The 25,761-nt window shown below is 68.6% G+C and carries 19 protein-coding genes and 1 tRNA gene; 15 read left to right on the top strand and 5 right to left on the bottom strand.

The window, feature by feature from the left end; all coding sequences use genetic code 11:
• Positions 1-36 precede the first annotated feature (36 nt).
• The 10 genes from DB354_RS18775 (at position 37) to DB354_RS18820 (ending at position 16,644) form a co-directional block, all read left to right on the top strand.
• Complete coding sequence (locus tag DB354_RS18775; protein WP_107837182.1) at positions 37-2,439, top strand: Cache 3/Cache 2 fusion domain-containing protein; 2,403 nt, start codon at positions 37-39, stop codon at positions 2,437-2,439.
• Between the two features lie 21 nt (positions 2,440-2,460).
• Complete coding sequence (locus tag DB354_RS18780) at positions 2,461-3,288, top strand: protein-glutamate O-methyltransferase CheR (protein ID WP_107837183.1); 828 nt, start codon at positions 2,461-2,463, stop codon at positions 3,286-3,288.
• Complete coding sequence (locus DB354_RS18785; protein WP_107837184.1) at positions 3,285-6,296, top strand: hybrid sensor histidine kinase/response regulator; 3,012 nt, start codon at positions 3,285-3,287, stop codon at positions 6,294-6,296. The genes DB354_RS18780 and DB354_RS18785 overlap by 4 nt, the downstream gene beginning before the upstream one ends.
• Before the next feature lie 11 nt (positions 6,297-6,307).
• Positions 6,308-7,444 (top strand): chemotaxis-specific protein-glutamate methyltransferase CheB, encoded by a 1,137-nt coding sequence (cheB, locus tag DB354_RS18790; RefSeq protein WP_107837185.1) that lies wholly within the window; start codon positions 6,308-6,310, stop codon positions 7,442-7,444.
• Positions 7,441-8,436, top strand: a complete 996-nt coding sequence (locus DB354_RS18795; RefSeq protein WP_107837186.1) for a DUF4388 domain-containing protein — start codon at positions 7,441-7,443, stop codon at positions 8,434-8,436. The genes cheB and DB354_RS18795 overlap by 4 nt, the downstream gene beginning before the upstream one ends.
• On the top strand, positions 8,433-8,882 hold the full coding sequence (locus tag DB354_RS18800; RefSeq protein WP_107837187.1) for a chemotaxis protein CheW: 450 nt from the start codon (positions 8,433-8,435) through the stop codon (positions 8,880-8,882). Before DB354_RS18795 ends, DB354_RS18800 begins: the two co-directional genes overlap by 4 nt.
• Before the next feature lie 4 nt (positions 8,883-8,886).
• On the top strand, positions 8,887-10,587 hold the full coding sequence (locus DB354_RS18805; protein WP_107837188.1) for a response regulator: 1,701 nt from the start codon (positions 8,887-8,889) through the stop codon (positions 10,585-10,587).
• 115 nt (positions 10,588-10,702) lie between these two features.
• The gene (locus tag DB354_RS18810; RefSeq protein WP_146180324.1) at positions 10,703-12,070 is read left to right on the top strand and encodes a porin; all 1,368 of its coding nucleotides are present in this window, start codon (positions 10,703-10,705) and stop codon (positions 12,068-12,070) included.
• 270 nt (positions 12,071-12,340) lie between these two features.
• Entirely contained in the window at positions 12,341-15,361 is a 3,021-nt protein-coding gene (locus tag DB354_RS18815) for a PAS domain-containing sensor histidine kinase (protein WP_158277607.1), read from the top strand.
• A gap of 80 nt (positions 15,362-15,441) precedes the next feature.
• Positions 15,442-16,644: a class I SAM-dependent methyltransferase gene (locus tag DB354_RS18820; protein ID WP_158277608.1), complete on the top strand. Its 1,203-nt coding sequence runs from the start codon at positions 15,442-15,444 to the stop codon at positions 16,642-16,644.
• Positions 16,645-16,719: 75 nt separating this feature from the next.
• Here the strand turns inward: DB354_RS18820 and DB354_RS18825 are convergent, their stop codons facing one another.
• Positions 16,720-16,986 (bottom strand): hypothetical protein, encoded by a 267-nt coding sequence (locus tag DB354_RS18825; RefSeq protein WP_107837192.1) that lies wholly within the window; start codon positions 16,984-16,986, stop codon positions 16,720-16,722.
• A 259-nt stretch (positions 16,987-17,245) separates the two neighbouring features.
• On the opposite strand from DB354_RS18825, the gene DB354_RS18830 reads away from it, so the two are divergent.
• Positions 17,246-18,577, top strand: a complete 1,332-nt coding sequence (locus DB354_RS18830; protein ID WP_107837193.1) for an NCS2 family permease — start codon at positions 17,246-17,248, stop codon at positions 18,575-18,577.
• Between the two features lie 262 nt (positions 18,578-18,839).
• Here DB354_RS18830 and DB354_RS18835 read toward each other — a convergent pair whose 3' ends face one another.
• Positions 18,840-20,651 (bottom strand): adenine deaminase C-terminal domain-containing protein, encoded by a 1,812-nt coding sequence (locus tag DB354_RS18835; RefSeq protein ID WP_107837194.1) that lies wholly within the window; start codon positions 20,649-20,651, stop codon positions 18,840-18,842.
• Positions 20,652-20,847: 196 nt separating this feature from the next.
• Here DB354_RS18835 and DB354_RS18840 point away from each other — a divergent pair, with 196 nt between their 5' ends.
• The 4 genes from DB354_RS18840 to DB354_RS18855 all read left to right on the top strand — a co-directional run bounded on the left by DB354_RS18840 (position 20,848) and on the right by DB354_RS18855 (position 22,637).
• Complete coding sequence (locus tag DB354_RS18840) at positions 20,848-21,318, top strand: nucleoside deaminase (RefSeq protein ID WP_107837195.1); 471 nt, start codon at positions 20,848-20,850, stop codon at positions 21,316-21,318.
• Between the two features lie 115 nt (positions 21,319-21,433).
• Positions 21,434-21,895, top strand: coding sequence for an SRPBCC family protein (locus DB354_RS18845; protein ID WP_107837196.1), 462 nt, complete (start codon positions 21,434-21,436; stop codon positions 21,893-21,895).
• 91 nt (positions 21,896-21,986) lie between these two features.
• Positions 21,987-22,062: transfer RNA gene (locus tag DB354_RS18850), tRNA-Phe, on the top strand.
• A gap of 284 nt (positions 22,063-22,346) precedes the next feature.
• Positions 22,347-22,637: a helix-turn-helix domain-containing protein gene (locus tag DB354_RS18855; protein ID WP_107837197.1), complete on the top strand. Its 291-nt coding sequence runs from the start codon at positions 22,347-22,349 to the stop codon at positions 22,635-22,637.
• 447 nt (positions 22,638-23,084) lie between these two features.
• On the opposite strand, the gene DB354_RS18860 is transcribed toward DB354_RS18855, so the two are convergent.
• From DB354_RS18860 to DB354_RS18870, 3 genes are all read right to left on the bottom strand, one after another.
• A complete protein-coding gene (locus DB354_RS18860) occupies positions 23,085-23,861 on the bottom strand; it encodes a DUF4214 domain-containing protein (RefSeq protein ID WP_107837198.1) in 777 nt (258 codons plus the stop codon).
• Positions 23,862-24,014: 153 nt separating this feature from the next.
• Positions 24,015-25,205, bottom strand: coding sequence for an ATP-binding protein (locus tag DB354_RS18865; RefSeq protein ID WP_107837199.1), 1,191 nt, complete (start codon positions 25,203-25,205; stop codon positions 24,015-24,017).
• A 173-nt stretch (positions 25,206-25,378) separates the two neighbouring features.
• Positions 25,379-25,756, bottom strand: a complete 378-nt coding sequence (locus DB354_RS18870) for a hypothetical protein (protein ID WP_107837200.1) — start codon at positions 25,754-25,756, stop codon at positions 25,379-25,381.
• Positions 25,757-25,761: the final 5 nt, after the last annotated feature.

Genomic DNA, 25,761 nt, shown 5'->3' on the forward strand with positions numbered 1-25,761 from the left:
ACCGCCTCGTCCGCGACGCGTCGTGGTTCCAGCCCAATGAAACCGAACACACCTCAAGCCATTCCCAACCCCTCCGCGGGAGCGGAGCATGCCTCCCGCAAGAGCTCCCTCAAGGTCAGCACGAAGATCACCCTCCTGAGCTTCTCCATGGTCGCCCTGACGGTCGTCGTCCTCACCGCGATTGTCTTCGTGCAGAAGAGCCGCCTGGCGCCGGTGCTGGGCAGGTATCTCGACGAACAAGCCTTCGCGGAATCCAGCAAGATCGTACGGATCATCCGTGACAACTGCGCCAGCGCCCAAACGCAGTCTCACCGCCAGCTCGAGCACGGGCTGACGGTGGCACGCGAGACGCTGTTGGCCAAGGGCGCGGTGACGTTTGCCGGCGAGAGCGTCGCATGGGAGGCCGAAAACCAGGTCAACCAGCAGAAGGTGCGCGTCGACCTGCCGAAGTTCTGCGTCGGCGGCGAATGGATCGGTCAAAACGCGAACTGGAAGGCCCGGTCGCCGATCGTGGATGAGGCCCGGCACTTGACGAACCTCCAGGTCACGCTGTTCCAGCGCATGAACGACGCGGGCGACATGCTCCGTGTCGCGACGACGCTGCAGCGTGCCGATGGGTCGCGCGCGATCGGCACCTTCATCCCGGCCACGAATGCGGACGGTCAGCCCAACGCCATCGTCGCGTCGGTCCTGAAGGGGGAAAACTACCTTGGCCGCGCCATGGGCATGGATACGTGGTACCAGGCGATGTACGAGCCGCTCTGGGATGCCGCGCATCAGAAGGTGATCGGCATGCTCTTCGTGGGTATGGACATGACCGAGGCCACCCGCGCCGTGCGTGAGAGCATCGCGAAGATCACGGTGGGCAAGACCGGGTACGTCTTCGTTTTCGGCAGCAAAAATGACCTCCGCGGCAAGTACATCGTTTCCCAGAACGGCGCGGCCGACGGAAAGCAGATGTGGGAGACCCGCGACACCAACGGCGAGTTTGTTGTCCAGAACATCATCAAGGCCGGCCTTGCCAGCCGCGGCGACCGTGCCGAGCGGGTTAATTACCTCTGGTCCGACCCAGGCGCCGCGCGGGCGCGCGAGAAATTCTCCGCGGTCACCTATTTTGAACCCTGGGACTGGGTCATCGGCGTGAGTGCATACTACGACGAGTATCGCGAGTCGCAGGACGCCGCCCTGAGCACGCTCTCCCAACTCCTGGTGTGGACTGCCGGCGTCGCGCTCGTCCTCGTGGCGGCCGCCTTCATCGTGAGCAAGCGCCTCGCGCTCAGCGTTACCCGCCCACTCACCGTGCTCATGCACACGGCGCAGCAGATCGCCCGCGGCGACAACAACGCTCGGGCTGCAGTGGAGTCCGACGACGAAATTGGCCAGCTGGGCGAGGCTTTCAACTCGATGCTGGATGCGCGCGTGAAGGCGAAGGAGGAGACCGATGATTACAAGAAGCTCCAGGAGGGCATTCAGCAGCTTCTCCGCGTCACGGCCGACGCCTCCGACGGCGACCTGACGGTGCGCGCGCCGGTGACCGACGGCGCGCTCGGCAACGTGAGCGACGCCGTGAACCTGATGCTCGAGAATGTCGGTGAGCTGATCAAAAACGTGCAGGAGTCGGCCAAGGTGGTCGCGAACTCCGCGATGGAGATCCAAGCCTCCTCCGAGCAGCTCGCCCGCGGCGCCAACACGCAGAACCAGGAGATCGTCAACACGAGCTCGGCCGTGCAGGAGATGGCGGCCAACACCGAGTCCGTCTCCAGCAACGCTGCGGCTGCCAACGAAGCCGCCGGTCGCGCCCGCAAGGCCGCTGAAGAGGGCACCAAGGCCGTTCAGGACGTCATCAGCGGCATGGAACGCATTCGCGAGAACGTGCAGGCCGGCGCCAAGAAGATCAAACGCCTCGGCGAGCGCTCGATGGAAATCAGCACGATCGTGAACACGATCAACCAGATCTCCGCCCAGACCGACATGCTTGCGCTCAACGCTGCGATCGAAGCGGCGCGCGCCGGCGAACACGGGCGCGGCTTCACCGTGGTCGCCGAGGAAGTCCGCAAGCTGGCCGAACGCGCCGCCGCCGCCACGCAGGAAATCGAGAAGCTGGTCGCCTCCATCCAGGCGGAGACCAACGAGTCGGTGACCTCGATGGAACAGCAGACCGTGCAGGTCGAGGAGGGCTCGCAGACGGTGACGACTGCCGGCGCGTCGCTGGACCGCATTCGCGAAGCGTCCGTGCAGTCGGCCGAACTGATCAACGAGATCTCTCTGGCGGCCAAGCAGCAGGTGCGCGGCGCGAACGGCGTGGTGTCCGCCATGCAGACGGTCTCCCAGATCGCGCAGCAGGCGCAGGGCGGCGCCGGCCAGACCCGCCGCGCCACCGAGTCGCTGGTGACGCTCGCCAACGAGCTCCTCGGCCGCGCCGTCAAGTTCAAGGTCTGAGCCCAACCCTGACGCCCGCGCATGATTGCCCTGCCGCCCATCGTGGGTGCCGTGGCTTCGGCTGGCACCGACGCCGCCTTCGCCGACCGCGTACGCGCGCTCGTCGCGGCTCGGTTCGGGTACTCCCCGCGGCCTGCTGCGATGGCTTACCTGCGGAGCGTGCTGGCGCAAAGGCAGGCATCGCGGCCGGCGGAGGATTACTGGCGGCTGCTCCTCGGCTCGCCCGAGGAGTTGCAGGCGCTCGTGGAAGATATGCTCAACCACGAGACCGCCTGCGGTCGCACGCCGCCGCACTTCGAGGCGCTGCGCCGGTTCGTCCTGCCGGTCCTGCTGACCAGCGGCCGGGCCGTGCGGATTGCGTCGCTGGGCTGCGCCACGGGGGAGGAAGCGTACACGCTGGCGCTGACCGCGATCGAGGCCGGTGACGTCGGGGACGCGGTGCAGGTGGTCGGGCTCGACCTCTCGCACCGCGCGCTCCGCACCGCGCGGGCCGGCGAGTACTCCGAGTTCAGCGTGCGCGAACTCAGCGACCCGCAGTGCGCCGCGGGTTTCATCCGGGCCGGCGGCACCTACCGGGTGCGGCCGCAGGTCGCCCGGAAGGTGCGTTTCGTCCAGCATAACCTGCTCGAGCCGCTGCCGTTGGTGGGCGTCGAGGTCATCTTCTGCCGCAACGTGTTGATCTATTTCGAACCGGAGGCCGCGAATCGCGTGCTGGCCAATATCCGCGACGCGCTGGCCCCCGGCGGCTGGCTGTTCCTGGGCCACTCGGAGTCCGCGCTGCATCTGCGGGCGTGGTTCGAGCCCGTGTCCTTCGCCGAGACGCTAGTGTATCGCCGACGCTCGTCATGAATTCTTCCTCTTCTTCCCCCGAACGCCTTGCGGAACTGGTGCAGCAACTCGCTGCGTGCCTCGTCACCGCGGTGGGCTCCGATCGCGGCGAACAGGCGCGTGCCATCGCCGGCCAGATTGAACAGACCGCGCTCGATGGCGGGCTGCCGCTCCTCGCCGGGGCGGCGATCTGCATCCAGCAGCGGCTCCAGCAGGCCGCGCTGTCTCCCGATCCGACGTCCGATCTCGCCGGACTGGCCGAGGCCTGGACGAGCTACGGTCCGGGGCTCCTCGCCCCCGCCGGTGATCCCGTGCTCGAGGAAGCCTGGCTCGCGCTGCAACCTCATCTCGCGGTCCAGCTCGAGGAGGGCGGTGATCCGCTCGTGGCCGGGTTGCCCGCCAGCGCGGGTCCCAATGATGCCATCGATGCCGGCGCGTTTCTCGACAGTCTTGACGCCCCGGCGGATGAGCAGCCGGCACCCGAAGCGCCGTTGCCCACGGCGGAGACTCTTGCCGCGGCGGTGACGCCGGAGCCGTCCGCGCTGCCGGCCGCCGCACCTGCACCAGTACTCGCACCCGCCGCCGCACCCACGCCGGCCGCGCCGGCCGAGGAAGAGGAGGTTCCCGCCGAGATCATGGATGCGTTCGCGCAGGAGTCGCGCGAAGCGTTCGAGGCGATGGAGCAGTCGATCATGGCCTGGGAAAAGCAGGGCCAGGGGCGCGAGGACCTGCGCAATGTTTTCCGTCTCACCCACTCGGTGAAGGGCGCCGCGAATTCCGTCGGCCTGAAGGTCGTCGGCACCGTCCTGCATCGGCTCGAGGACACGCTGGAAGATCTCGTCGAGGGCCGCGGCCGGATTGCTCCGGAGCCACTTTCGGCGCTGGTGCTTGCGATCATCGACACGTTGCGCAGCGACTTCGCGAGCGGCGCCTGCAGCCAGCCGGCCTGGCAGGCGACCGCCGACGCGCTGGTGGCGCGGATCGTGGCGCTGCGGAGCACGATGGCGCCGCTGGACGCGCCCGCGGAAGTCGTCGAGCCCGCGGCTGAAGCCGCAGTCCCGGCCCCGGCTCCGGCGGACGAATCTGACCTGTCCACCGCCCCCGAGGCGCAATCCCTCGCTGCCGCTCCCACCGAGGCACCGGTCGCGACGGCTCCGAGCAAGACGAGTGTCGTCTCCGGCACGCCGCCGGCTGCGGTGGCCGAAGCGGCGCTCGCGCATCCCGAGCGCAGCACGATTCGGGTCGAGACGTCTCACCTCGATTCGCTGATGAACCTGGTCGGCGACCTGCTGATCAACCGGCACCGGCTCAACCGGAAACTGCAGCAGGTGACGTCGCTGCGCGCCGAACTGGTGCGCGCCCGCGAGCGGCTCCTGCACGTGGTGGGTGATTTCAACAGTCGCTACGAGTTCTCCCAGCGTCGCGCCGCCGCGGCCGCGCCGAGCGACGGGTTCTCCGACCTGGAGCTGGATCGTTACGATGACTTCAACATTCTCTCGCGCTCGCTCGTCGAGATCGCGGCCGACGCCGAGGAGATTGTCACCCAGATCGACGGTCATTTTGGCTCGTTCTCCGAGGAGGCGGTGCAGTTCACCACCGTCACCCGCCAGCTCCAGGAGGAGGTGGCGCGCACCCGCATGGTGCCGCTCGACCAGCTCTTCCGCCGGCTGCACCGCGCCGTGCGCGATGCGAGCGCCTCCGAGGGCAAGGCCGTCACGTTCACGGTCGAGGGCGCGGATAACCGGATCGACAAGTTCATCAGCGACCAGCTGTTCCGCCCCCTGCTGCACATCGTCCGAAACGCCGTGGCTCACGGCATCGAGTCCGGCGCGGAACGCAAGGCAGCGGGCAAGGCGGCCGAGGGCCGGCTTCACGTCCGGAGTCGCACCGAGGCCGGCCGGCTCGTGCTGGAATTCACCGACGACGGCGGCGGGTTGCGGCGGAAGGCGATCACGCAGGTGGCCCGCGCGCGCGGGCTCCTGGGGGAGAACGCCGAGGTCGACGACACGCAGCTCGCAGAGCTGATCTTCCAGCCCGGGTTTTCCACGGCCAGCGCGACGACCGATGTCGCCGGTCGCGGGGTCGGGCTCGACGTCGTCCGGCAGGAGGTCACCAACCTGGGCGGCACGGTCAACGTCGTCAGCCACGAGGGCGCCGGCTGCTCTTTTATTCTCACGCTCCCGGTGACGCTGGCGATCAACCAGGTGATGTTCGTCCAGTGCAGCGACCGCGTGTACGCGCTGCCGATCAACTTCGTCGAACGGGTGGTCAAGGCTTCCGCCGGGGCGTTTACGCACAGCGGCACCTCCGAGTTGCTCCTGCTGGAGGGCCAGCAGGCGATCCCGGTCGTCCGGCTGCATGGTCGGCTCGGGCTGCCGGACACGCAGCAGGCCTCCACTGCGATCATCCTCATGCTCGCCGAACGTCGCACGGCGCTGGTGGTCGACCGGATCCAGAGCAAGATCGACATCGTCGTGAAGCCGCTCGGGCCGGTGCTGAACCGGCACCCGTACTTCTCCGGGGCGACGCTGGCTGGCGATGGCCGCGTGATCTTCATCCTGGACGTCCCCGGGTTGGTTGCACCGGGCGCCGTGCGCTCCCGCACCGTGGCGGTCGCCGCCCCGGAGGTGTCCGAGCCACTCGATCAGGCCACGCGCATCCTGGTGGTCGACGACTCGCTCAGCATCCGGCGCATCGCCGCCCGACATCTCACCGACGCCGGCTACACGGTGGAGACGGCGGTAGACGGCAGCGAGGCGCTGGAGAAGCTGCGCGAAGGCGGCTATGCGCTGGTGGTCTCGGATCTCGAGATGCCGCGCGTGAACGGTTTCGAACTCATCGCAGAGATGCGGCGCCGGCCGGACCTGGGCGAGATCCCCGTGTTGATCCTGACCTCGCGCGATGCAGCGAAGCACCGCGACCGCGCCCGCGAACTCGGCGCCGCCGACTACCTCATCAAGCCAGTGTCGCGGGAACAGCTGACCGGCGCGGTCGCGGCCAATCTCCGCCGCGCCGGGGCGGCGGCGTGACAAGGAGCGCCATGGCCATTGCCGCCACTCCTGTCCCTTCGGCCCGCCCCGGAGCTCTCCGGGTGCTCGTCGTGGACGACTCTCCCTTCATGCAGCGCCGCATGGGCGAACTGCTGGAGCGGGATGGCGACCTGCGCATCGTGGGCACGGCGCGCGACGGGCTGGACGCGATCCGGCGGGCGGCGGAGCTGCAGCCGGACGTGATCACGATGGACATCCAGATGCCCCGCATGGACGGGCTCGCGGCCATCGAGCAGATCATGGGCACGCAGCCGCGGCCGATCGTGGTGGTGAGCTCGGTGGTGCGGAGCGACTCGGCGGCGGCGATCGCCGCGCTCGAGCGCGGGGCGGTCGAGGTGATCGCGAAGCCCTCGGAGGGCGCAATTTCGCTGGACCTGGCGCACATTGGGCACGAGTTGCGCCGGAAGGTTCGGCTGGCCGCGCGCGTGCGGGTGGTGCGCACCGCCCGGCGGCCGGGGCCGGTGGCGCCGGTCGCGACCGCCGGTGTGAGCGAATTGCCGCGGGGCCAGTCGACCGCGGAACCGAGCCTGGCGGCGCCGCCGGAGCCGGCGAGCGACGCGCTGACCCTGATCGGCTGTTCGACGGGCGGTCCGGCGGCGTTGCTGGAGCTGGCGCGCAGCTGGCGGGGCGCGGAACTGCCCCCGGTGATCGTGGCCCAGCATCTGCCGGCGGAGTTCACCGGGGAGCTGGCGCGGCAGATGGCGGAGCATCTCGGTGGCTCCGTGCGGGAGGCCCAGACCGGAGATCGGCCCCGCTCCGGCGTCGTGCTGATCGCGCCCGGCGGGCAGCATGTGGACCTTGATGCCGCGGGCGTCGTGCGCCTGGTGCCGGCGCGGGCCACGGACCCGTGGGTGCCATCGATCGACCGTTTGTTCGAGAGCGGCGCGGCGGCGTATGGCGCGCGCACACTCGGCATCGTGCTCACCGGCATGGGCAATGACGGCACCGCCGGCGCGCGGGCCATCAGTGGCGCGGGTGGCACCGTTTGGGCGCAGGACGAAGCCTCGAGCATCATCGACGGCATGCCGCGCGCGGTGCGCGAGGCGGGGCATGCCGCGCGCGTGTTGCCGCTGGGCGAAATCGGCCGCGCCCTGATCAGAAAACCCCGGCCCCTTTTGTCCTCATGAGCGACCGATCGAAACCTCTCACCGGGCTGCTCTGGCTGCGGACCGGCGGCCTGGACCTGTCCCTTTCCCTGGCGGGCGTGCAACGGGTCGCCCTTGGCAACCAGCTGCGTGTGGCTCCCGCCGGCCCGCGCGTGCCGCCCTGGTGGAGCGGCGTCGCGATCGCGGACGAACGCGCGCACCCCCTGCTCAACATGGCGGAGCTGCTCGGCACCACGCCGCATGCGCGGCGGGTGGGGGACGCGGTCGTCGTGCTCACCGCGATGGGCGGACAGCCCGTGGGCCTCGTGTGCGATCGCTTCCGGGGCATCATTCCGCCGGGGCAGGCCGATTGGGCGCTGCCGGGCACGCTGTTTACCAGCGCCGAGTGCGCGCCCAGCCGGGCCCGACTCTGGGAGGGTCGGCTGGTGCTGGACTTTGAAACCGAACGCTTTTTCCCGGCGCGGCGGCGCGCCCAACTGGAGCAGGCCATGAAGAATTCGAAGGAGAACGTCGATCAACTGTGGGAGCTCAGCGAGCTGGAGCAGCAGCTCGCGAATGCGCCTACCGCGAAGGGCTATCGCAACCTCGCCGACCGGTACCGGAAACTCGGGTGGCTCGAGGATGCGGAACGGATGCTCGCCCGCGCGGCGGAGGTGAAGTCGGACGCGCCCGCCGCCCGGACGACCACCACGGCCGGTGGCCTCACCGGTCCGCTCACGCCGCGGGTGCTCCTCGAACTCCTGCAGGTGCTGCACACGACCGTGAAATCGGGCGAGCTCCTGCTCGATGCGCCCGGCGCGATCGCGGGCAGCATCACGCTCAGCCGCGGCGAGATCATCGACGCGCGGTCGGCCGACGCGGACGATGCCGCCGGCACGCTCCGGAAATTGAGCGCGATCAAGGCCGGGAGGTACCAGTTCTTTCCCGGGGCGCCCACCGATGCCGAGTCGAAGCTGCCGACGGACACCGCGGCGGTGCTCGCCGAACTCAGCCGGCAGCTCAGCACGCCATGAACGCGCCCCGCCACGCTGCTCCCGCGCCTGCGGCCGATTTTCGCCCGGGTGCGCTGGCCCTGCGCATTCGCCGCGGCACCACGCAGTTTCTCATCCCCCGTGCCTGGGTCCGCAGCGTTGCGCCGATCACCCAGGTTGCGCCGCTCCCGCGCGTGAAGCCGTGGGTGCTCGGGATGGCCCTGCACGCCGACCGCCCCGTGCCGCTCCTCGACCCGGCCGCCTATGCGGGCGCGGCCGCGGACGGCATCAAGGCGGCGGTGCTCATCGGCAGGTCGGATGGCGCCGGGCTGGCGCTGGTCGCGACCGATGTGCCGGGACGTTTCGTGTCGGTGCCGGCGACCGCCTACCTGGAATCGGGCGAGGGTTGGCTGGCGCGGCTGCATGGCTGTCCGGCCGCCGCGTGGTGGCTTGAGGCCGAGCGGCTGACGACGGAGCTGAAGAGCTGAGACCATGGCGCGGATCCTGATAGTCGAAGACGACAAGGAAATGGGTGATCTCATGATCATGCTCGTCGAGGGCATGGGGCATGAGGTCGAACTGGCGACGTCCGGTCCGACTGCGCTGGAGCTGCTGGGCAAGTTTCACCACGACGTGGTGTTCACGGACGTGCACATGGAGCCGATGAACGGCCTGCAGCTGGTGGAGCACGTGAAGCAGCTCCACCCGTGCGCGGTCATCGTGTTCATCTCGGGCGACCTCAGTCCGGAGCTCCAGGCTCAGGGCATGCGCCGCGGCGCGCTGGAGTTCCTGCACAAACCGATCCGGGTCGAGCAGCTGAAGCACGTCCTGCGGCGGGCGCTGAACCGGTCGGAACGCGAGAAGGTGGCGGCGCGGCCCGAGCCGGACGCGGGCGGGGCGCCGGTGCCCACGGTGCCGGGGCGGCAAAACCTCGCCTCGGTGGAACTCGAGCTGGAGACATTTTATCCCGGCGCGCCCTTCGCGGTCCTGCGCAACAAGCTCGCGCAGCTCGCGTTGTTGAATCGCTACGCGCTGATCGAGGCCGCGCCCGACATGCTGAGCGTCGATCTGTGGCGGGTGCTGCACGGGTCGGGACCGTCGGCCAATCTCCCGCTGGTCGTGCGTGACGTGGCCGCCCAACCCGTGACGACGGCGGACGAGCTGCTGCTGCCGAAGAACGAGGGCACGCTCGTGTTGATGAATGTCGAGGCGCTGCCGGTCGAGGTGCAGCGGGAGTTGATCGCGGAGATGCGGGAGGCGCGGCGGATGCAAATCATCGCCACCACCGCCTGTGATCCCGACCAGCTGACCGTCGATGGCCGCCTGGTGGGCACGTTCTACTCGCGGCTGGCCTTGGGAAGCCTGCGCGTCGGCGCGTTGAGTGAACGCGAGGAGGAGCTCCCCGAGATCCTGGCCGCGGCGATGCGGATGACCCCGTTCTATCCCTTCCGCACCGCGGCGGTGGAGATTGACCCGGCGGCGGCGGAAGCGGTCCGCGCCTATGCTTGGCCCGGCAACCTGGCGGAGCTGTGGGCCATCGCGAGCCGGGCGTTGACGGCGATGAAGGAGCCGCGGCTGACGCTGAGCGTGCTCCCCGACCGGATCCGCGGCGCCAAGCTGCCGACGCTGACGGCGTCGCTGCGCGAAACCGAGCAGGCCTGCGTGGCCCGCGCTCTGCGGACGCTCGGGACCGTCGAGCGCGCCGCCGAGTCCCTGGGGGTGGCAGCGGCGGAACTCGAGACCTTTCAGGCGCAGCCGGCCGATTCGCTCTTTATCCTGAAGCGCGACCTGTCGGCGCCGATCCCGGCCGCGGCGCAGCCGATTCAGCGCGTGCTGCTGGTCGTGGGGGACAACCTCGTCCGCGAAACGGCCGCGGCTGCGCTCGCGGGCCATGACCTCGAAGCGACCATCGTGAGCGACCTGCTGGCGGCGATTGCCGCCGTGGTGCTGGCGCCGCGGCCCTTCGCCGCCGCCGTGCTGGTGTCACCGCTGACGGCGTTCGATCCCATGGAGGCGGGACAGGAGCTCGCCCGACTGGCGCCGCAGATGCGGCTCGGGCTGCTCGGTGGCCGCGCGCCGGATGGCGATCCCGGTCCCTTCAAGCTGGTCGCGTCGTCGTTCCGCACGGGGGCCGACGTCGAAGCTGCCTTTCAGACGCTCATCCACGGCGACATCCAGCGTACGGCCGCGTGAGCGTACGGCCGGGTCGCACCCGGCGCCTTCCTCCCTTCCCGCGACGGCTGTGCCCGCGGGCTGATCTGTCGTGGCCGGTCCTCCGGCGGCGGCGAAAAACACAACCAAACGAACCATGCATAAATCGATACAACTTGCCCGGGTCCTCGCCCTGGCTGCCGCCTCGACGCTTCCGCTGGCTGCGGCCTCCGAAGCCGACGACGTACGGGTGTTGCGCGAACAGGTCGCCGCCCTCCAGCAGCAGCTCACCGCGTTGACCCAGCGCATTGAGGCGAAGGAGCAGGCGCCGGCGCTGGCCGCTCCGAAAATCAACCTGACCGACAAGGGCTTCTCGTTTTCCTCGGCCGATGCGGCGAACCTGATTCGTTTCCGCGGGGTCGCGCAGTTTGATTCGCGCGTGTTCCTCAACGACGAAGGCATCACCAACAACTCGTTCCTCCTGCGCCGGGCGCGGATCATCACCGACGGCACCTTCGCGAAGAACTACTCCTTCGTGTTCGTGCCGGAGTTCGGCGGCGGCAGCGTCAGCATCCTCGATGCGGCCGTCGGCATCGCGATCGATCCCGCGCTGCAGCTGAAGTTCGGCAAGTTCACACCCCCGCTCGGGCTCGAGCGCCTGCAGGGTGTTTGCTGGAACTTCCTGAACGAGGCGTCGCTCGCCTCCAACCTCGTGCCCGTGCGCGACGTCGGCGCCCAGGCCTCGGGCGCGCTGGCGAAGGGCGTCGTGAACTATGCCGTCGGCGTGTTCAATGGCGTCGCCGACAACGCGGCGAGCAGCAACTCGGACTTCGACAACGACAAGGAGGTGATGGCCCGCGTGATGGTTTCGCCGTTCAAGAACGCCGAGCAGTCCGCGCTGCGCGGGCTCACCGCGGGCGTCGCCGCGAGCTACGGTCGTTCGAAGACCGCCTCCGGCCGCGCTGCCGCCTACAAGACCGACGGCCAGCAGACCTTCTTCAGCTACAACTCGAGCGTGGTCGCCGATGGCGCCGCCTGGCGGCTGGTGCCGCAGCTCGATTACCGCAGCGGCCCGCTCGGCGTCATGAGCGAATACGTCGTCTCGACGGTGAATCTCCGGCCGGGCGCCGGTGCGCCGAAGGTGCAGCTCGCCAATCGCGCATGGCAGCTCGCGGCCGGCTATGTGCTGACCGGTGAGGCGTCGTCGTACACGGGCCTCACGCCGCGGTCGAACTTCGACCTCGCCGCGGGCACCTGGGGCGCGTTCGAGGTGGTCGGCCGCTGCTCCGGCTTTCAGGTGGATGACGATGCGTTCCCGCTTCTGGCTTCGGCCGCCGCGAGTGCCAACGAGGCGACGAGCTACGCCGCCGGCCTCAACTGGTACCTCAGCAAGACGGTCCTCTTCAGCACCGACTGCTACCTGACGCATTTTGGTTTCAATGCCGCCGCTCCGGCGACTGCGACCAATGCCGTGCTCCGGCAGGACGAGAAGGCACTGATCATGCGCGTCCAGATTGCGTTTTGAGGGTGTCCCGATGTCCGCCGGCGCCCGGCGGACATCGGGCTTTCCGCGGGTGATTTGCCGGAATCGATAAAGAGACCGTCAAATCATGGTAGAAGAGAGAGTTTCCGTGCGTTCCAACGTCGGGGAGGAACGTATGTGGCGTGCGTCTCTTTCTCGATCCTTGCTCCTCTTGTCTGCGGCCGCGGTCCCGTGGTCCGCGGCAGCTGCACCGCGGCCAGCCGGCGGTGAAGCGTGGCTGGGCGGATGGCGGAACGGGCAGGTGACACGGTCATGATCAGCCGCCTCATTCTGGACTGGCGCCTCGACCTCGTGGCGTTCGCGATCGTGGTGGGATTCAGCATCGGCTGCGCGCGGATCCTGGCGCGACGGCGGGGCATCGTGGGCCCGCCGCGCACGCGGACTCTCGCCGTGGCGGCTCTGGCCATCGTGCTCGGTGCCTTCGTCGCAGAGGGGATCGGCCGCATCTCCCAGCGTCAGCTGCAGCGGTGGGTGATGATCTTTGCGGCCACCTACGGCGGCGACTTGGAGCGGATGGGCCATGCGCGGATTGCGGCGGACACGCCGGTCGGTGACGCCGGCTACCAGGCGATGCTCGCAACCCAGCGGGCGTGGCTGCGGGCAAACTCCTTCATCGGCGCGCTGTACACCTGCCGGCGGATGCCGGACGGCTCTTGCCTCAGGGTCACTGACACCATGGACACAACGGGTCCCGGCACGACGGTGGGGGCGCGTCCCCGGTGCAATGATGCGGGGGTGTGCGGCCAGTTGGCGCCCAGCGACCGGGCGCATGCGGGAGAGGCGGTGTTCGATCCGGCGGTGGTGCAGGACGAGCGCGGCCGGTGGGTGCGCGGTTTCCAGCCCATTCGGGACGAGGCGGGAAAGGTGGATGCCGTGCTGGTGGTCGAGGTGCCCGCGGAGACCTGGGGATTAACCACGCTTTTTGCGCGGCTGTCGGCGCTTGCGACCATCTTTGCGGGCACGATGCTGCTCGTCGGCATTGCGTACTTCTCCCGCCAGCAGGCGACGCTCGTGGCGCGGGAGCAGGCCGGGCGCCGGCTGCGCGAGAGCGAGCTCCGTTTTCGGTCGTTGTTCGAGAACGTCCCCAGCATCGCGGTGCAGGGATACGACCGAGACCGTCGGGTGATTTTCTGGAACGAGGCGAGCGCCGAGCTCTACGGCTATACCGCCGCCGAGGCGCTGGGCCAGCGGCTCGAGGAGCTCATCATTCCGCCGCCGATGCGGTCCGACGTGGTGGAGCTGATTCGCCGGTGGGCGGAGGAGGACGTGCCGATTCCGCCCGGGGAGCTGGTGCTGATGCGCAAGGGCGGTGCGGCGGTGAACGTGTTTTCGAGCCACGTGATGCAGCGCAATGTGAGCGGCGATCTGGAGATGTACTGCATCGACATCTCGCTCGCCGACCGCAACCGCGCCCTGGCGGCACTGGCCGCCAGCGAGGTGAACTACCGGACCCTCTTCGCGGTGATCCCGCACCCGATGTGGGTCTGCGATGCCGAAACCGGGGCGTTCCTGGCGGTGAACGAGGCGGCCCTCACGAAGTACGGCTATTGGCGGGAGGAGTTCCTGCAGATGAGCCAGAGCGACCTCGGCGCGCCGTTGCCGGCCCCGGCGCTGCGCCCCTCCGAAGCTGGGCGTCCGGCCCTCGAGTGTTGGCATCGCAAGAAGAACGGCGAACCGCTTCGGGTGGAGCTGAGTTCGCACCCCCTCGCGTGGGGGGGCCGCAAGGCGCGCATCGTGCTCGCCCAGGACGTCACCGAGCGCCGCAACGCCGAGCGCCGCATCGTCGAGCAGGCCGAGCTCCTCGACGAAATCAACGAGGCGGTCGTGGCGGTCGACGCCGGCGGCCGGATCAATTTCTGGAACCACGGCGCGGCCCAGCTCTTCGGCCGTCCCGCCTCCGAGATGCAGGGCCGGCTCCTCTCCGAAGTCGGCCATGTTGACGCGAGCGTTGCCGCCCTGGCCGATGTGCTGCGCACCCAGCACGACGGCTGGCGCGGCGAGGTGCCGACCCGGCATGCCGATGGCCGTGCGGTGTACCTGGAAACCAGCATCACCATCATCGCCGGTGACTCCACCCGGCCCGCCCTGCGGGTGAGCGTGAGCACCGACATCACCCCGCGCAAGGAGTTGGAGGCGCAGGTGATCGAGGCGCAGAAGATGGAGGTCATCGGCCGGCTGGCCGGAGGCGTGGCCCATGATTTCAACAGCATCCTCATGGCCATGGCGCTGAACCTCGAGATGCTGCAGTCCGACCTGCGTGACAACCAGGCCGCCCAGCCGCTGCTGGAGGACCTGCGCGCCATGAACGAGCGCGCCACGACGCTCGTGTGCCAGCTGCTGGTGTTCGCGCGCAAACACGCGATGAAGCCGCAGCCGCTGGAGGTGGATGGCGCCATCGCGACGGTGGCGAAGATCCTGCACCGCCTGCTGGGCGCGCACGTGACGCTTCATGCGCCCTCCGCGTCGGGCGAACTGTGGATCAATGCCGACCCCTGCATGTTCGACCAGGTGCTGCTGAACCTGTGCGTCAATGCGCGCGATGCGATGCCCGACGGCGGCACGCTCACGATCTCGACGCAGCCGCTGCAGTTAACGGCGGACGAAGCGGCGGCGACCCCGGGGGCGCGAGCCGGCGAGTTCGTGTGTGTGCAGGTCACGGATACCGGCTGCGGCATGAGTCCGATGGTGCTGGCCCACGCCTTTGAACCGTTCTTCACGACGAAAGAAGCCGGCAAGGGCACCGGCCTCGGCCTGGCGACCGTCCATGGTATCGTGCACCAGCACGGCGGCTGGCTGACCGTTGAGAGCGAGGTGGGACAGGGAACGACGTTCCGGGTCTTTCTGCCCCAGACCACGGCCCCGCGCGGCGACGCCGAGGACGATCTCGACGCGGACATTCGCCGCGGCACCGAGACCATCCTGCTGGTCGAGGACGACCCGGCGGTCCGGCGAGTCACCACGGCCATGCTCCTGCGGTTCGGTTACAAGGTGCTCGTCAGCGCGAACGGGCCGCAGGCGCTGGAGGTCTGGTCGAAACGGTCGTTCCCGATCCAGGTCCTGATCACCGACGTGGTCCTGCCCGAGGGCATGAACGGCCTCGTGCTCGCGCGCCGGCTGACGGCGGTCGCGCCGGAGCTCAAGGTGATCGTCATGAGCGGCTACAACGTGGAGATGATGGAGGCCGGCAGCGACGGCCTGTATGGCTACACGTTCCTGCAGAAGCCGGTCAACTCGCGTACCCTCGCCTCCGCGATCCGAGCCGTACTGGACTAGCCGGAGAACCGGCGCTGGCGCCTCAGGCGGGTGGTGAGGGGTGGATGGCGGACCCGAGCGGACAGATTGTCGTGAGAGACATGACTTCCGAGGTCCAGGGCAAGGCGTACCCCGATTACGTAGCCGAGTTGAAGGCCAAGTTTGGCGAGGAAGCCGGCCTGCGCGCCGCGGTCGGCGGCGACTTCATCGCCACCGGCGTGCTGGAGGAACAACTGCTCCGCTCGCTGGGGTTGCGGGACGACTCGGTGGTCGTGGATGTCGGCTGCGGGAGCGGCCGGCTGGCGTATCAGCTGCGGCGGTACCCGGGGCTGCGTTATCTCGGCACGGATGTCGTTCCGGAATTGATGGCGTACGCGAAAAAGCTCTGCGGGCGGTCGGACTGGCGCTTTGAGCCGGCGAGCGGGGTGGGGCTGCCGGCGGAGAGCGGGAGCGCGGATTTCGTGTGTTTCTTTTCGGTGATCACCCACCTGCCGCACGTGCATTCGTACCGTTATCTGCAGGAGGCGTACCGCGTGCTGAAACCGGGCGGTTGCGTGGTGCTGTCCTTCCTGGAGTTCCGGCTCGCCTCCCACTGGATCGTCTTCACGGACACGGTGAATACGCCGGGCCAGCACCTGAACCAGTTTGTCGAGCGGGAGGCGATCCGGGCGTGGGCCAAGGCCATCGGCTTTGCGGTGGAGCACCTCTTCGACGGTGACCGGCCGCACATCCCGCTGGAGCAGGATCTGGTCTGGCCTGATGGCACGGTGATGCGGGGCCGCGGCAACCTGGGGCAATCGGTGGCGGTGCTGCGAAAGCCTGACGTCTCGCAGGCACGAAAGCTGGAGGCGCCGGCGACGGGCGACGACGGCGCGACGGCGCGCGTGACGGCCGCCACACCGGGTTCGCCGTTCGTCGCGCTGTCCACCCGCGGATTTGTCGGCGGGGACGACGCGGTGTTGATCAACGGATTTCAGCTCGCGGCGGCGGCCTCCGTGGTGGTGCGGGTGTCGGGGCGCCGGCTGGTTTGTCATGGCCTGCGGAACACGCTGGCGCGATCGCACGTTCGGCTGCACGACGCGCAGGGCCGGGTGATCGCCGAGAATAGCGGCTGGGCGCTCGGCTCGCCGGCGGAGCAGGAGGCGGCGCACGCCTTCCTGGCCAAAGTGGGTACCGAGCCGCTCGACGAAACCGGCGAGGAGGCCGTGATTCTGAGGCACCTCGAGCCCGGCGCGTACACCGTGGTGGTCGCCGGCGACGCCGGCACCACCGGGCTGGTGCACATCGAAATCGTCGCCGGCTGAGCGCACCGGCGGTGCCCGCGGCCGACTGAACTTGGCCCACACAGGTTTCTAGGACCTGTGCGGGGAGGCGGCGCCTCAGTTCGCGCGGCGCTTCGCGGCGAAGGCGAGACCGGCGATGATGAAGTCGAGGAGGGCGGTGAGGAGGAGGCCGATGATCGACTGCCACTCGGTGTAGCGTTCGGCGTAGATGTAGAGCGCGATGTTCGCGACGCCGAAGAGGGTCCATGTCGCCACACTCACGCCGGCGGAGGCCTTGTCGCGCACCATGTGCACGAGCTGCAGCGCCGTGGCAGTGGGGAAGATGATGGCCGGGAGGATGCCGGCGATTTGGCTCACAGTCATTTGCGTAACAGGGGAACAGATTTTGCGCCCGGCGTCTGCGCGAATGTTGCGAACTCTGCTCGCAAAACCTGCACGGCGGCAGGTTTTGCGAGAAGGGGGGTGGGGCGCGGCGCGAAAGCGCCGGCGGCCGGGGGGCGACGAACGGCGGCAGGCGGGGCGATGCGGCGGCGGGGCGGGTTCTAGACGGAAGGGGGTTGGGCGTTTTCTTTTGCGCTTGGGGCGGGGCTCGGCAGCGTGCGCGGTTTCTCCCGCTCTTCCGATGCTCTCGCGCTTCTTCAAACTGCACGAAAACGGCACGACGTTCGGCCGTGAGATCCAGGCCGGCGTCACGACGTTTGCCGCGATGGCGTACATCCTGGCCGTCAACCCGGCCATCCTCGCCAACACGGGCATGGACCGCGCGGCGCTGGTCACGGTAACGGCGATCACGGCGGCCGTGGCGACGGCGATCATGGCGCTGCTGACAAACTACCCGATCGCGCTCGCGCCCGGCATGGGCATCAACGCGTTCTTCACGTTTACCATCTGCCTCGGCAGCGGCGTGCCGTGGTCGGAGGCGCTCGGCATGGTTTTGGTCAACGGCGTGATCTTTCTCCTACTCTCGGTCACCGGCGTGCGCGAGCGGATCATCGCGGCGATCCCGCACGGGTTGAAGGTGGCGGTGACGTGCGGCATCGGGTTCTTCATCGCGTTCATCGGCCTCAAGAATGGCGGCGTGATCGTGCCCAATCCCGCGACGTACGTCTCGCATGGCAACTTCGCCTCGGGCCCGGTCGCGCTCTGCCTCGCGGGCATCCTGCTCACGGCCATCCTCATCGCGCGGCGCGTGCCCGGCGCGATCGTGCTCAGCATCGCGGCCGTCACGCTCGCCGGCCTGTTCGTCACCGACGGCACCGGCAAGCACGTCGCGTCCATGCCCGCCGCGCTGCTGTCGCTGCCGGCGTCACCCGAGCCCGTGTTCTTCAAGCTGACGTTTCAGTTTCTGACGACGGGCGCGGCCTTGAAGCTTGCGCTGCCGCTGATCCTCACGCTGCTGCTGGTGGATATGTTCGATAACATCGGGACGCTGATCGGCGTCACGAAACGCGCGGGGTTCCTGCGGCCCGATGGCACCTTACCGCGGGCGGGGCGCGCGTTGGTCGCGGATTCGATAGCGACGATTTTGAGCGCGCTCTGCGGCACCTCGACGGTGGTGAGCTACATCGAGTCGGCGTCGGGCGTGGAGGCGGGCGGCCGCACCGGGCTGACGACGCTGACCACCGCGGCGCTTATGCTGCTCGCGCTGTTCTTCACGCCGCTGATCCTGGCGGTGCCCGCGGTGGCGACGGCGCCGGCGCTGGTGATCGTGGGCGTGTTCATGATGCAGTCGGTGACCGAGATCGACATGACCGACTTCCGGACGGCGATGCCGGCGGTGCTGACAATCATCGCGATCCCGCTCACCTCGAGCATCGCGGAAGGGATTGGACTTGGGCTGATCGGCGCCGCGCTGCTGGCGGTGGCGACGGGCGAGCCCCGACGGCTTACGGCCACCGGCTACTTCGTGGCGGGGATATTCTTCCTCTCGTTCTTCAAGCTGCCGCCATTCTGAACAGTTTTCGCTGGCGCGAAAACTGAATGATGCTGGGGGGAGGCAGGCCAAGGCAGTGCACTTCCGTTTGTGCGGAAGCAAGAACGGACGAGTACGAGGGGACGAGGGCTGCAATTATAATTAGCCTGGGATCAGTGCCTTGCGGGATAATGTCCAGATACTCCGGAATAATGTCCGGATACTTTTGGATAATGTCCGGATACTCCTGCGCGGATTTGCGCGGGAGTTTACGCGGGACGTTTCTGATTCGGTGCGAACGCGATCAGGCTTTCGGTGCCGGCGTGAACAGCGGCATGAGCTTCATGGCGTTGACGTCGACGAGCCCGCGGTCGGTGAGGCGCAGCGCGGGAATGACGGAGAGCGGGAGAAGGTTGAAACCCATGTACGGCACGCGGCAGCCGAGGCGGGTCCAGGCGCGTTTCAACGCGGTGGTCTCGCGGCCGACGATGGGCGCGCGTTTGTCAGAGAGCAGGCCGGCGATCGGCAGCGCGACGCTGGCGAGGACCTGGCCGCGGCGGACAACGCAGACGCCGCCGCGCAGACGTTTCACGGTCGCGAGGGCGAGCCGCATGTCGGGCTCGTTGGTGCCGGCGAGAACGATGTTGTGGGCGTCGTGGCCGACGCTGCTGGCGACGGCGCCGTCGCGCAGCCCGAAGTCGGCGAGCAACCCGTGGGCGACGTTGCCGTTCTTGCCGTGGCGCTCGACGACGGTGAGGAAGCACAGGTCGTGCGCGGCGAGCAGGGAATCCCAGTCCGGCGCGGATTCGAGTTTCACCTGGTCGTGGGCGGTGACGATCCCGGGCGGGACAACGCGGATGACGTTGGCGGTGACGGCGGTTTTCGGCAGCGGCGGGGTGAGCGGCACACGCTTCGGGAGCTTCACGGTGGCGTACGCGGCACGCGGATACCGGTAGCGGCGCGAGAGCGCGCGCTCGAGCACGGGGGTGATCTTGCGGCGCTCGACGACCAGTTCGCCGCCGAACCAGGTGTTCTGCACCTCGAGGGCTTCGTTGAGCAGGACGACGTCGGCGCGACGGGCCGGGGCGAGACCGCCGAACTCGCCATCCATGGCGTAGCGGGTGGCCGGATGCAGGGAGCCCAGGCTCCACGCGGTGGTGGTCTGGAGCCCGGCGGCGACGGCCTGGCGGACGACCCAGTCCATGCCGAAGAGGAAAAGGTCGTCGGCGTCGCGATCGTCGGTGCAGACGCAGACGCGCTTCGGGTTGGCGCCGAGCTCAGTGATGGCGCGGATGGCGGCGGGGAGCGAGTGCCAGGGGGTGGTCGGGTTGCCGCCCCGGAGGAAGACCCAGACGCCGTTTTCAAGAAAGTCGTCGGCGATGTCGCGGTCGATGGCCTCGTGGGTGTCGCTGATGCCGCTGGCGGCGCCGGCGGCGACGAACTCGCGGCCGTAGATGTGGCCGCAGACGGGACGACCGCGCTTGAGGGCGGCGGCGAGGATGGCGTGGCTGCGGGCATCGCCCAGCGCGACGGAGACGTAATCCATCTTTTCGCCGAGGGCGGCGGCCTCGGGCCAGCGGTCGAAGATACCGCCGATCTTGGCGGCGGTGAGGTCGCCGCCGGCGGTTTCGAGCGTGGCGTTGGTGGCGGGGACGGTGCTGGGGACGGTGAGGAAGATGGAGAGCGGGGCGCGGCGGGCGTCCTCGAGCATCCACTCGATGCCGGCGACATCGCACACGTTGCCGATCTCATGGCTGTCGCAGAAGACGGTGGTGGTGCCGTTGAGGAGGGCGGCCTCGGCGAAGGCGCAGGCGGTCATCATCGCGCTCTCGATGTGGACGTGGGGATCGACGAGGCCGGGCGCGAGAATGCCGCCGCGGGCGTCGTACGTGCGGGCGCCGGTGAGGCCGGACTTGCGGTAGGTGCCGGCGGGTTTGATGGCGGCGATGCGGCCGCCGGTGATCCAGATCTCGCGTTCGCCGTGGATGCGCTCCGTGTAGGTCGAGAGGATGCGGCCGCCGGTGATGACAAGGTCGGGGGCGGTGCGGCCCATCGCGACGGCGGCGAGGGCGCGGGTCATGGTGTGCAGCGGGGCGACGGAGAAACGGGTGAGCATGGCGGAAAGGAAGTTTGGCGGCCGGGGCGAAGGAGCACGGCGCGGGCCACCGCAGCGTGGCTGCCGGGTGGGGGAGGCGGTGGTTGGAGGCGAGTGAAAGCCCGCAGTGGGCGGTGGGGCAAGCGCGGCGGCGGGCGGAGTTTTGGGATTTGCGTGGCGCCGGGCGGTCCGGGCAGGCTGCGCGGTTCTCATTCCTATGTCTGACGAATTGTTCATGCGCGCGGCCATCGATGAAGCTGACGCCGGCATGCGGGCGAACCGCGGCGGCCCGTTTGGCTGTGTGATCGTGCGCCGCGGCGAGATCGTGGCGCGGGGCAGCAACCGGGTGACCTCGACGAATGATCCGACGGCGCACGCGGAGGTGACGGCGATCCGCGAGGCGTGCCAGAAGCTGGGCCGCTTCACGCTGGAGGACTGCGAACTCTACACCAGTTGCGAACCCTGCCCGATGTGCCTGTCGGCGATCTACTGGGCGCGGATTCCGCGGGTGCGGTACGGCAACACGCGGGCGGACGCGGCGGCGATCGGGTTCGCGGACGACTTTATCTACCAGCAGATTCCGCTGCCTCCGGAGCAGCGCACGGTGCAGATGGCGCCGCTGCTGCGCGACGAGGCGCAGCGGACGTTCCGCGCGTGGGCGGCAAAGGCTGACAAGGTCGAATACTGAGCGGGCGCCCACCCGGCGCGCTGGTGGGCCGGGAATTCTCCGATAAGCAGTTCAGGAAAACCGCCCCGCGGCTCCTGACAGACGGGTGTCAGTGGCCTCTGCTAAGGTGGGGTCAATGAATGCAGCAAAACCGGAGGTTTGGTCGACCGAGCAGGCCGTGGAGACGGGCGCGTCGCGCGCCGCGATCTGGGCGCTGTTATCGGACGTCGTGAGCTGGTTCCGCTGGGATCCCGGCATTCGCGACATCGAGGTGAGCGGGCCCTTTCGGCGGGGCACCCGCTTCATGGTGACCCGCGCGGGCGGGGGACGGTGGCTGACGCGGCTGGTCGAAGTGACGGACCAGACCGGGTTCGTGGCCGAGACGCAGGTCGGGGACGTGCGCGTGTTCGTGGATCATCGCATCGAGCCGCTGCCGGAAGGCCGGCTGCGCGTGGTTTTCGAACTGGAGGCGTTCGGGCCGGGCGGAGAGGAGGTGGGGCGGAAGCTGTCGGCGCCCTTCGCTGAGGCGCTGAGGGAATTGGCGCAGCTGGCGGAGCGGCAGGAAGGCGGCGCGTGCCTTGCGCAGGTGTCGGCCTGAGCGGCGGAAGCGGCGCCAACGAGCGGCAGAAAAAGGAAGAAAATGCCGTTGACGGCTGGGGAGGCGCGGCCTTTGTTCGCCACTCCTCCGTGGCTCGGTAGCTCAGTTGGTAGAGCAGAGGACTGAAAATCCTCGTGTCCCCGGTTCGATTCCGGGCTGAGCCACCACTTTAGAACCCGCTATTCGGCAACGAGTAGCGGGTTTTGTGTTCCTCGGAGTCCCTCCAAATTAAACGATCGGCTGACGTGTTCAGACGCATTGTTGATTTGGTGGCGTTGTGAGCAAAGGAGCATGGGGGCGATCGGCTTGGGATGCAGCTTACGTCTTGCGCAGTCATACGCCACTGGCGTATGGTTTCGGACGCATGGAATTTGTTCGCGAAGAACGTTCAGGGCGACCTGACGATGGCGCAGGCCAAGCAACTCGCAAAAATCGTCCAACTGGAACTCCCATGAAGAAAGCCGCATTCAACGAATTGCTCCAAGGGGTGCGCGACGCGGGCGACTACCTCCGCGGCGATCGCAAGTCAGCCGGACGTGTCGATCAGATTGCGCCCGATTCTATTGCCGCCGTGCGTGCCCGGCTGGGCTTCAGCCAGAGCCAGTTTGCCCGCGCGCTGGGCATCAGCTTGGATACTCTCCAAAACTGGGAACAGGGACGTCGGCAGCCTACCGGCCCGGCGAAGGTGCTGCTCAGGGTCGCAGCCAAGCACCCCGAGGCGGTGCTTGAAGCCGTGGCTTGACCCATTCTCACACGTTGCGCAGCGCGCGGCTTGGTGTGCGCCTTCTCCAGCATCGTGGTTGTGCTCTGCTGGAGAGCGGGCACGAAAGACGCGCGATTGACCCAGACACTTGGGGAGGGCACCAAGCCGACGACTGTCCGGCACGAAGGTGCCGACCGGGTGGATACGACTGGTGCGAAATCTCCATCCAGAGCCCCTGCATCGCACGGTGCGAAGGCCGGGGCGTTGTCCGCGCCGAATCGGGTCGCGTTCACGTTGTTTCAGAAAGGCACGGGCGTGGTTGACAATCGGCTGGCGGCGCAGCTTGGGCTGTCGGCTGACGAGACCACGGCGCTGCGCTTCGTGGTGTGGCACGGCGTCCTCCCAGAGAAGGCGGGTATCTGAGATCCCCTGCCGTCCCGGGGGACTCCCGCCATCACATCGCCCGCTTTGGTCTCCCGCTCCGCGCTACCGTTTCCGGTTCCGGTACTCGTCGCTGCGGCGGAGGTCGGCTTCGACGTCGCGTTGGGACCAGCCGCGGTCAACGAGCAGCTTGCGGTAGTGTTCCATGCCGCCGGCGTCGGGGGCGCGGCGGAGCACGTTTTGATAGGCGCGGGTGGTTTTCGAGTCAGGCAGCTTGACCCGGTACTCTTCGCTCTCCCGAAGTCGCGCGCGCATCGAACTCTCGGAGCCGCCCCGCTCGAGGAAACGCCGGTAGTGCTCCATCCCCTCGCGGTCGGGCCGGCGCTCCAGCAGGTCGTCATACGCGCGCTCGATCATCCGATCGATGGCGTCGCGGCGGCCCCGCGGTCCGTCGTTGTCATACCCGGGGCCACGCCCGTGGTGCTCGTCGTCGTTCGACCACTGGCGGTTGATGTCCTGCCGGATGCGGCCGACGGACCAGCGTTCGTCGATCATCCGGCGCCGGTAATGCCGCATCTCCTCCGGCGTGGGGCCGCGGCCGCAATACTCGAAAAAGGCGCGGTGAATGACCACCTCCGGGCTGAGTGCGCGATACTCGAAGGATTGCAGGAGGAGGCTGCGGAGATCGTTGCGCGTGTGCGCCGGGCAATAGGTCACTTCCCAGGCATGCGGGGCGCGGCCGAGGATGTCGGTGTAGACCTCGACGACGACCGCGGCCTCGAGCGGCGGCGGCTCCGGCGGACGCGGTTGTCCGAAAGCCGTGACCCAGGCAAGGGTCGCGAGCAGCACGAGGGCGGGGCGGAGGGAGCCAGGAAGACTCATAAGGAAGAAGCGGATGGGGTCACGTCGACCAGACAGGAAAGTCACGGCGATGAGACGACGGGGGGCGGCCGAGTATTCAGGCCCACGGCGCCCCCGCAAGGCCGGCGATGTCACTTTTAAGAGTCAGCCCGCCGTGGCCGGCGGCGCGGGCGGCTAGGCGCGGCGCAGCCGGACCCAGAAGCGCGTGCCCGGGGCGTCCGTACGCGGCTCGATGCCGATTTCACCCTGCATGCGCTCCACCGCGCGATGCACGATCGCCAGGCCGATGCCGGTGCCGGGGTGGTCGGGGTGGAAGCGCTCGAACATGCCAAAGGCGCGCGGCGCGGTCCCGGGCGGGAAGCCCACGCCGTTGTCGATCACGGAGAGGATCACGTCGTCGCCCACCACCTCGCCGCGAATCTGGACCTCCGGCGTGACGCCGGACGCCACGAACTTCAGGGCATTGCCCACGAGGTTCTGGATGACGACTTGCAGGAACAGGCCGTCGCCGAGAATGCGCGGCAGCGGCCGCTGGACCACCACCTCGGCCCCGCGGGCCCCAATGGTGGACTCGAGCAGGCCGAGCGCGGCGTGGACGACGTCGATGGTCTCGACCGGCTTCAGCTCCGCGGGCTGCCGGCCGATCGTGGCGTAGCGGAGCAGGCCGCCGACGAGGGCGTCCATGCGCTCCGCGGAGTGCTGCATGCGTTCAAGGTAGGTGCGGACCTCAGGCGGCAGGACGGCGAGGTGCTCCTCGCGCAGGATCTCGGCGAACCCGACGATGCTGCGGAGCGGGGCGCGCAGATCGTGCGCGACCGAGTAGTTGAAGCGCTCGAGATCGGTGTTCAGGCGCTCGATCTCGACCCGCCGGACCTCGCTCTCGCGCGCCGCGGCGATCAGCGCGAAGATCCGCGGGACGAGCGGGAACAGCGCGATGGCGGTGGCAACGGAGGCAGCGGCGGTCACGACCTTCACGTAACCCGAGAGCCAGTACACCGGGTGCCAAATCACCCAGACCTCCATGAAGTGCGTGAACCCGCACGAGACGATGAATAGCCCGAAGGCCAGGAACACCGAGTTGAACGGGATATCCCGGCTCGCGCGGTACACAAGGTAGGCGAGCGTTACGGAGATCGAGACGTAGGCGGCGCCGATCAGGAAATCGGCGGTCACGTGCAGCCAGACCAGCCGGGGATCCCGGAGGTAGCAGAACTCGTGCGGTAGCCCGATCCGGCTGAGGACCGGGAAGTTGAGCGCCTCGAAGACAAGCGCGCCGGCGACGACGGCCAGGATGATGCCGAGGCTCCAGCGAAACAGGGGCAGGCGAAGCCAGGCCGGGCGGGACTGGGCGGCGACGTGGGACATGGGAGTGGGAGCCCCTACAGACAGCGCCGGGTTCCGAAAGGTCGCCCGGCATGGCAGGTTCGCCACGACCTGCACGCGACCGGGAATCGATGCAGCCCGCGCCGGACGGTTTGCCGTGTCCACTCGACCGGCGGGGGGGCTTCTGGGCGCGGCGCCATCCCCAGATCGGGCGCTCAGGCGGTGCGGCGATCGGCGACGAGCACGGCCGCGTAAAGCAGGGTGGTGACCGCGCAGGTGCCGAGCACCCAGGGCGTCACGTGTGGCGGCAGTACGAACTCCACCAGGCCGCGGAGGCCGTAGAGCGCGATCGCGGTTACGATCACGAGCCGACCCAGGGCGGAGCGGTTCGTTTCGCGGGCGATGAGCCACGAGGCGACGCCGAGAAAGAGGATGAAGAGCGTGCCGCCACCGTTGAGCATCTCCAGCAGGTCGCGGATGCCGCGGTCGAGCCGGGTGAGGTGATGGAGCCGCCAGCCCAGCCAGGCATGGAAGGCGACGAACAGGGTGTTGGCGACGGCGCCAACGAGCAGGAGAACGCGGGCGAGTTTCATGAGCG

The organism is Opitutus sp. ER46 (assembly GCF_003054705.1).
Classification (GTDB): Bacteria; Verrucomicrobiota; Verrucomicrobiia; order Opitutales; family Opitutaceae; genus ER46.

Excerpts from the sequence above, each read along its gene's own strand:
- DB354_RS18825 (WP_107837192.1), bottom strand. The coding sequence starts at position 16,986 with ATGACTGTGAGCCAAATCGCCGGCATCCTCCCGGCCATCATCTTCCCC.
- DB354_RS18835 (WP_107837194.1), bottom strand. The coding sequence starts at position 20,651 with ATGCTCACCCGTTTCTCCGTCGCCCCGCTGCACACCATGACCCGCGCC.
- DB354_RS18795 (WP_107837186.1), top strand. The coding sequence starts at position 7,441 with ATGAGCGACCGATCGAAACCTCTCACCGGGCTGCTCTGGCTGCGGACC.
- DB354_RS18810 (WP_146180324.1), top strand. The coding sequence starts at position 10,703 with ATGCATAAATCGATACAACTTGCCCGGGTCCTCGCCCTGGCTGCCGCC.
- DB354_RS18855 (WP_107837197.1), top strand. The coding sequence starts at position 22,347 with ATGAAGAAAGCCGCATTCAACGAATTGCTCCAAGGGGTGCGCGACGCG.
- DB354_RS18780 (WP_107837183.1), top strand. The coding sequence starts at position 2,461 with ATGATTGCCCTGCCGCCCATCGTGGGTGCCGTGGCTTCGGCTGGCACC.
- DB354_RS18800 (WP_107837187.1), top strand. The coding sequence starts at position 8,433 with ATGAACGCGCCCCGCCACGCTGCTCCCGCGCCTGCGGCCGATTTTCGC.
- DB354_RS18865 (WP_107837199.1), bottom strand. The coding sequence starts at position 25,205 with ATGTCCCACGTCGCCGCCCAGTCCCGCCCGGCCTGGCTTCGCCTGCCC.
- DB354_RS18840 (WP_107837195.1), top strand. The coding sequence starts at position 20,848 with ATGTCTGACGAATTGTTCATGCGCGCGGCCATCGATGAAGCTGACGCC.
- DB354_RS18820 (WP_158277608.1), top strand. The coding sequence starts at position 15,442 with ATGACTTCCGAGGTCCAGGGCAAGGCGTACCCCGATTACGTAGCCGAG.
- DB354_RS18870 (WP_107837200.1), bottom strand. The coding sequence starts at position 25,756 with ATGAAACTCGCCCGCGTTCTCCTGCTCGTTGGCGCCGTCGCCAACACC.
- DB354_RS18775 (WP_107837182.1), top strand. The coding sequence starts at position 37 with ATGAAACCGAACACACCTCAAGCCATTCCCAACCCCTCCGCGGGAGCG.
- DB354_RS18830 (WP_107837193.1), top strand. The coding sequence starts at position 17,246 with ATGCTCTCGCGCTTCTTCAAACTGCACGAAAACGGCACGACGTTCGGC.
- DB354_RS18860 (WP_107837198.1), bottom strand. The coding sequence starts at position 23,861 with ATGAGTCTTCCTGGCTCCCTCCGCCCCGCCCTCGTGCTGCTCGCGACC.
- cheB (WP_107837185.1), top strand. The coding sequence starts at position 6,308 with ATGGCCATTGCCGCCACTCCTGTCCCTTCGGCCCGCCCCGGAGCTCTC.
- DB354_RS18815 (WP_158277607.1), top strand. The coding sequence starts at position 12,341 with ATGATCAGCCGCCTCATTCTGGACTGGCGCCTCGACCTCGTGGCGTTC.
- DB354_RS18845 (WP_107837196.1), top strand. The coding sequence starts at position 21,434 with ATGAATGCAGCAAAACCGGAGGTTTGGTCGACCGAGCAGGCCGTGGAG.
- DB354_RS18805 (WP_107837188.1), top strand. The coding sequence starts at position 8,887 with ATGGCGCGGATCCTGATAGTCGAAGACGACAAGGAAATGGGTGATCTC.
- DB354_RS18785 (WP_107837184.1), top strand. The coding sequence starts at position 3,285 with ATGAATTCTTCCTCTTCTTCCCCCGAACGCCTTGCGGAACTGGTGCAG.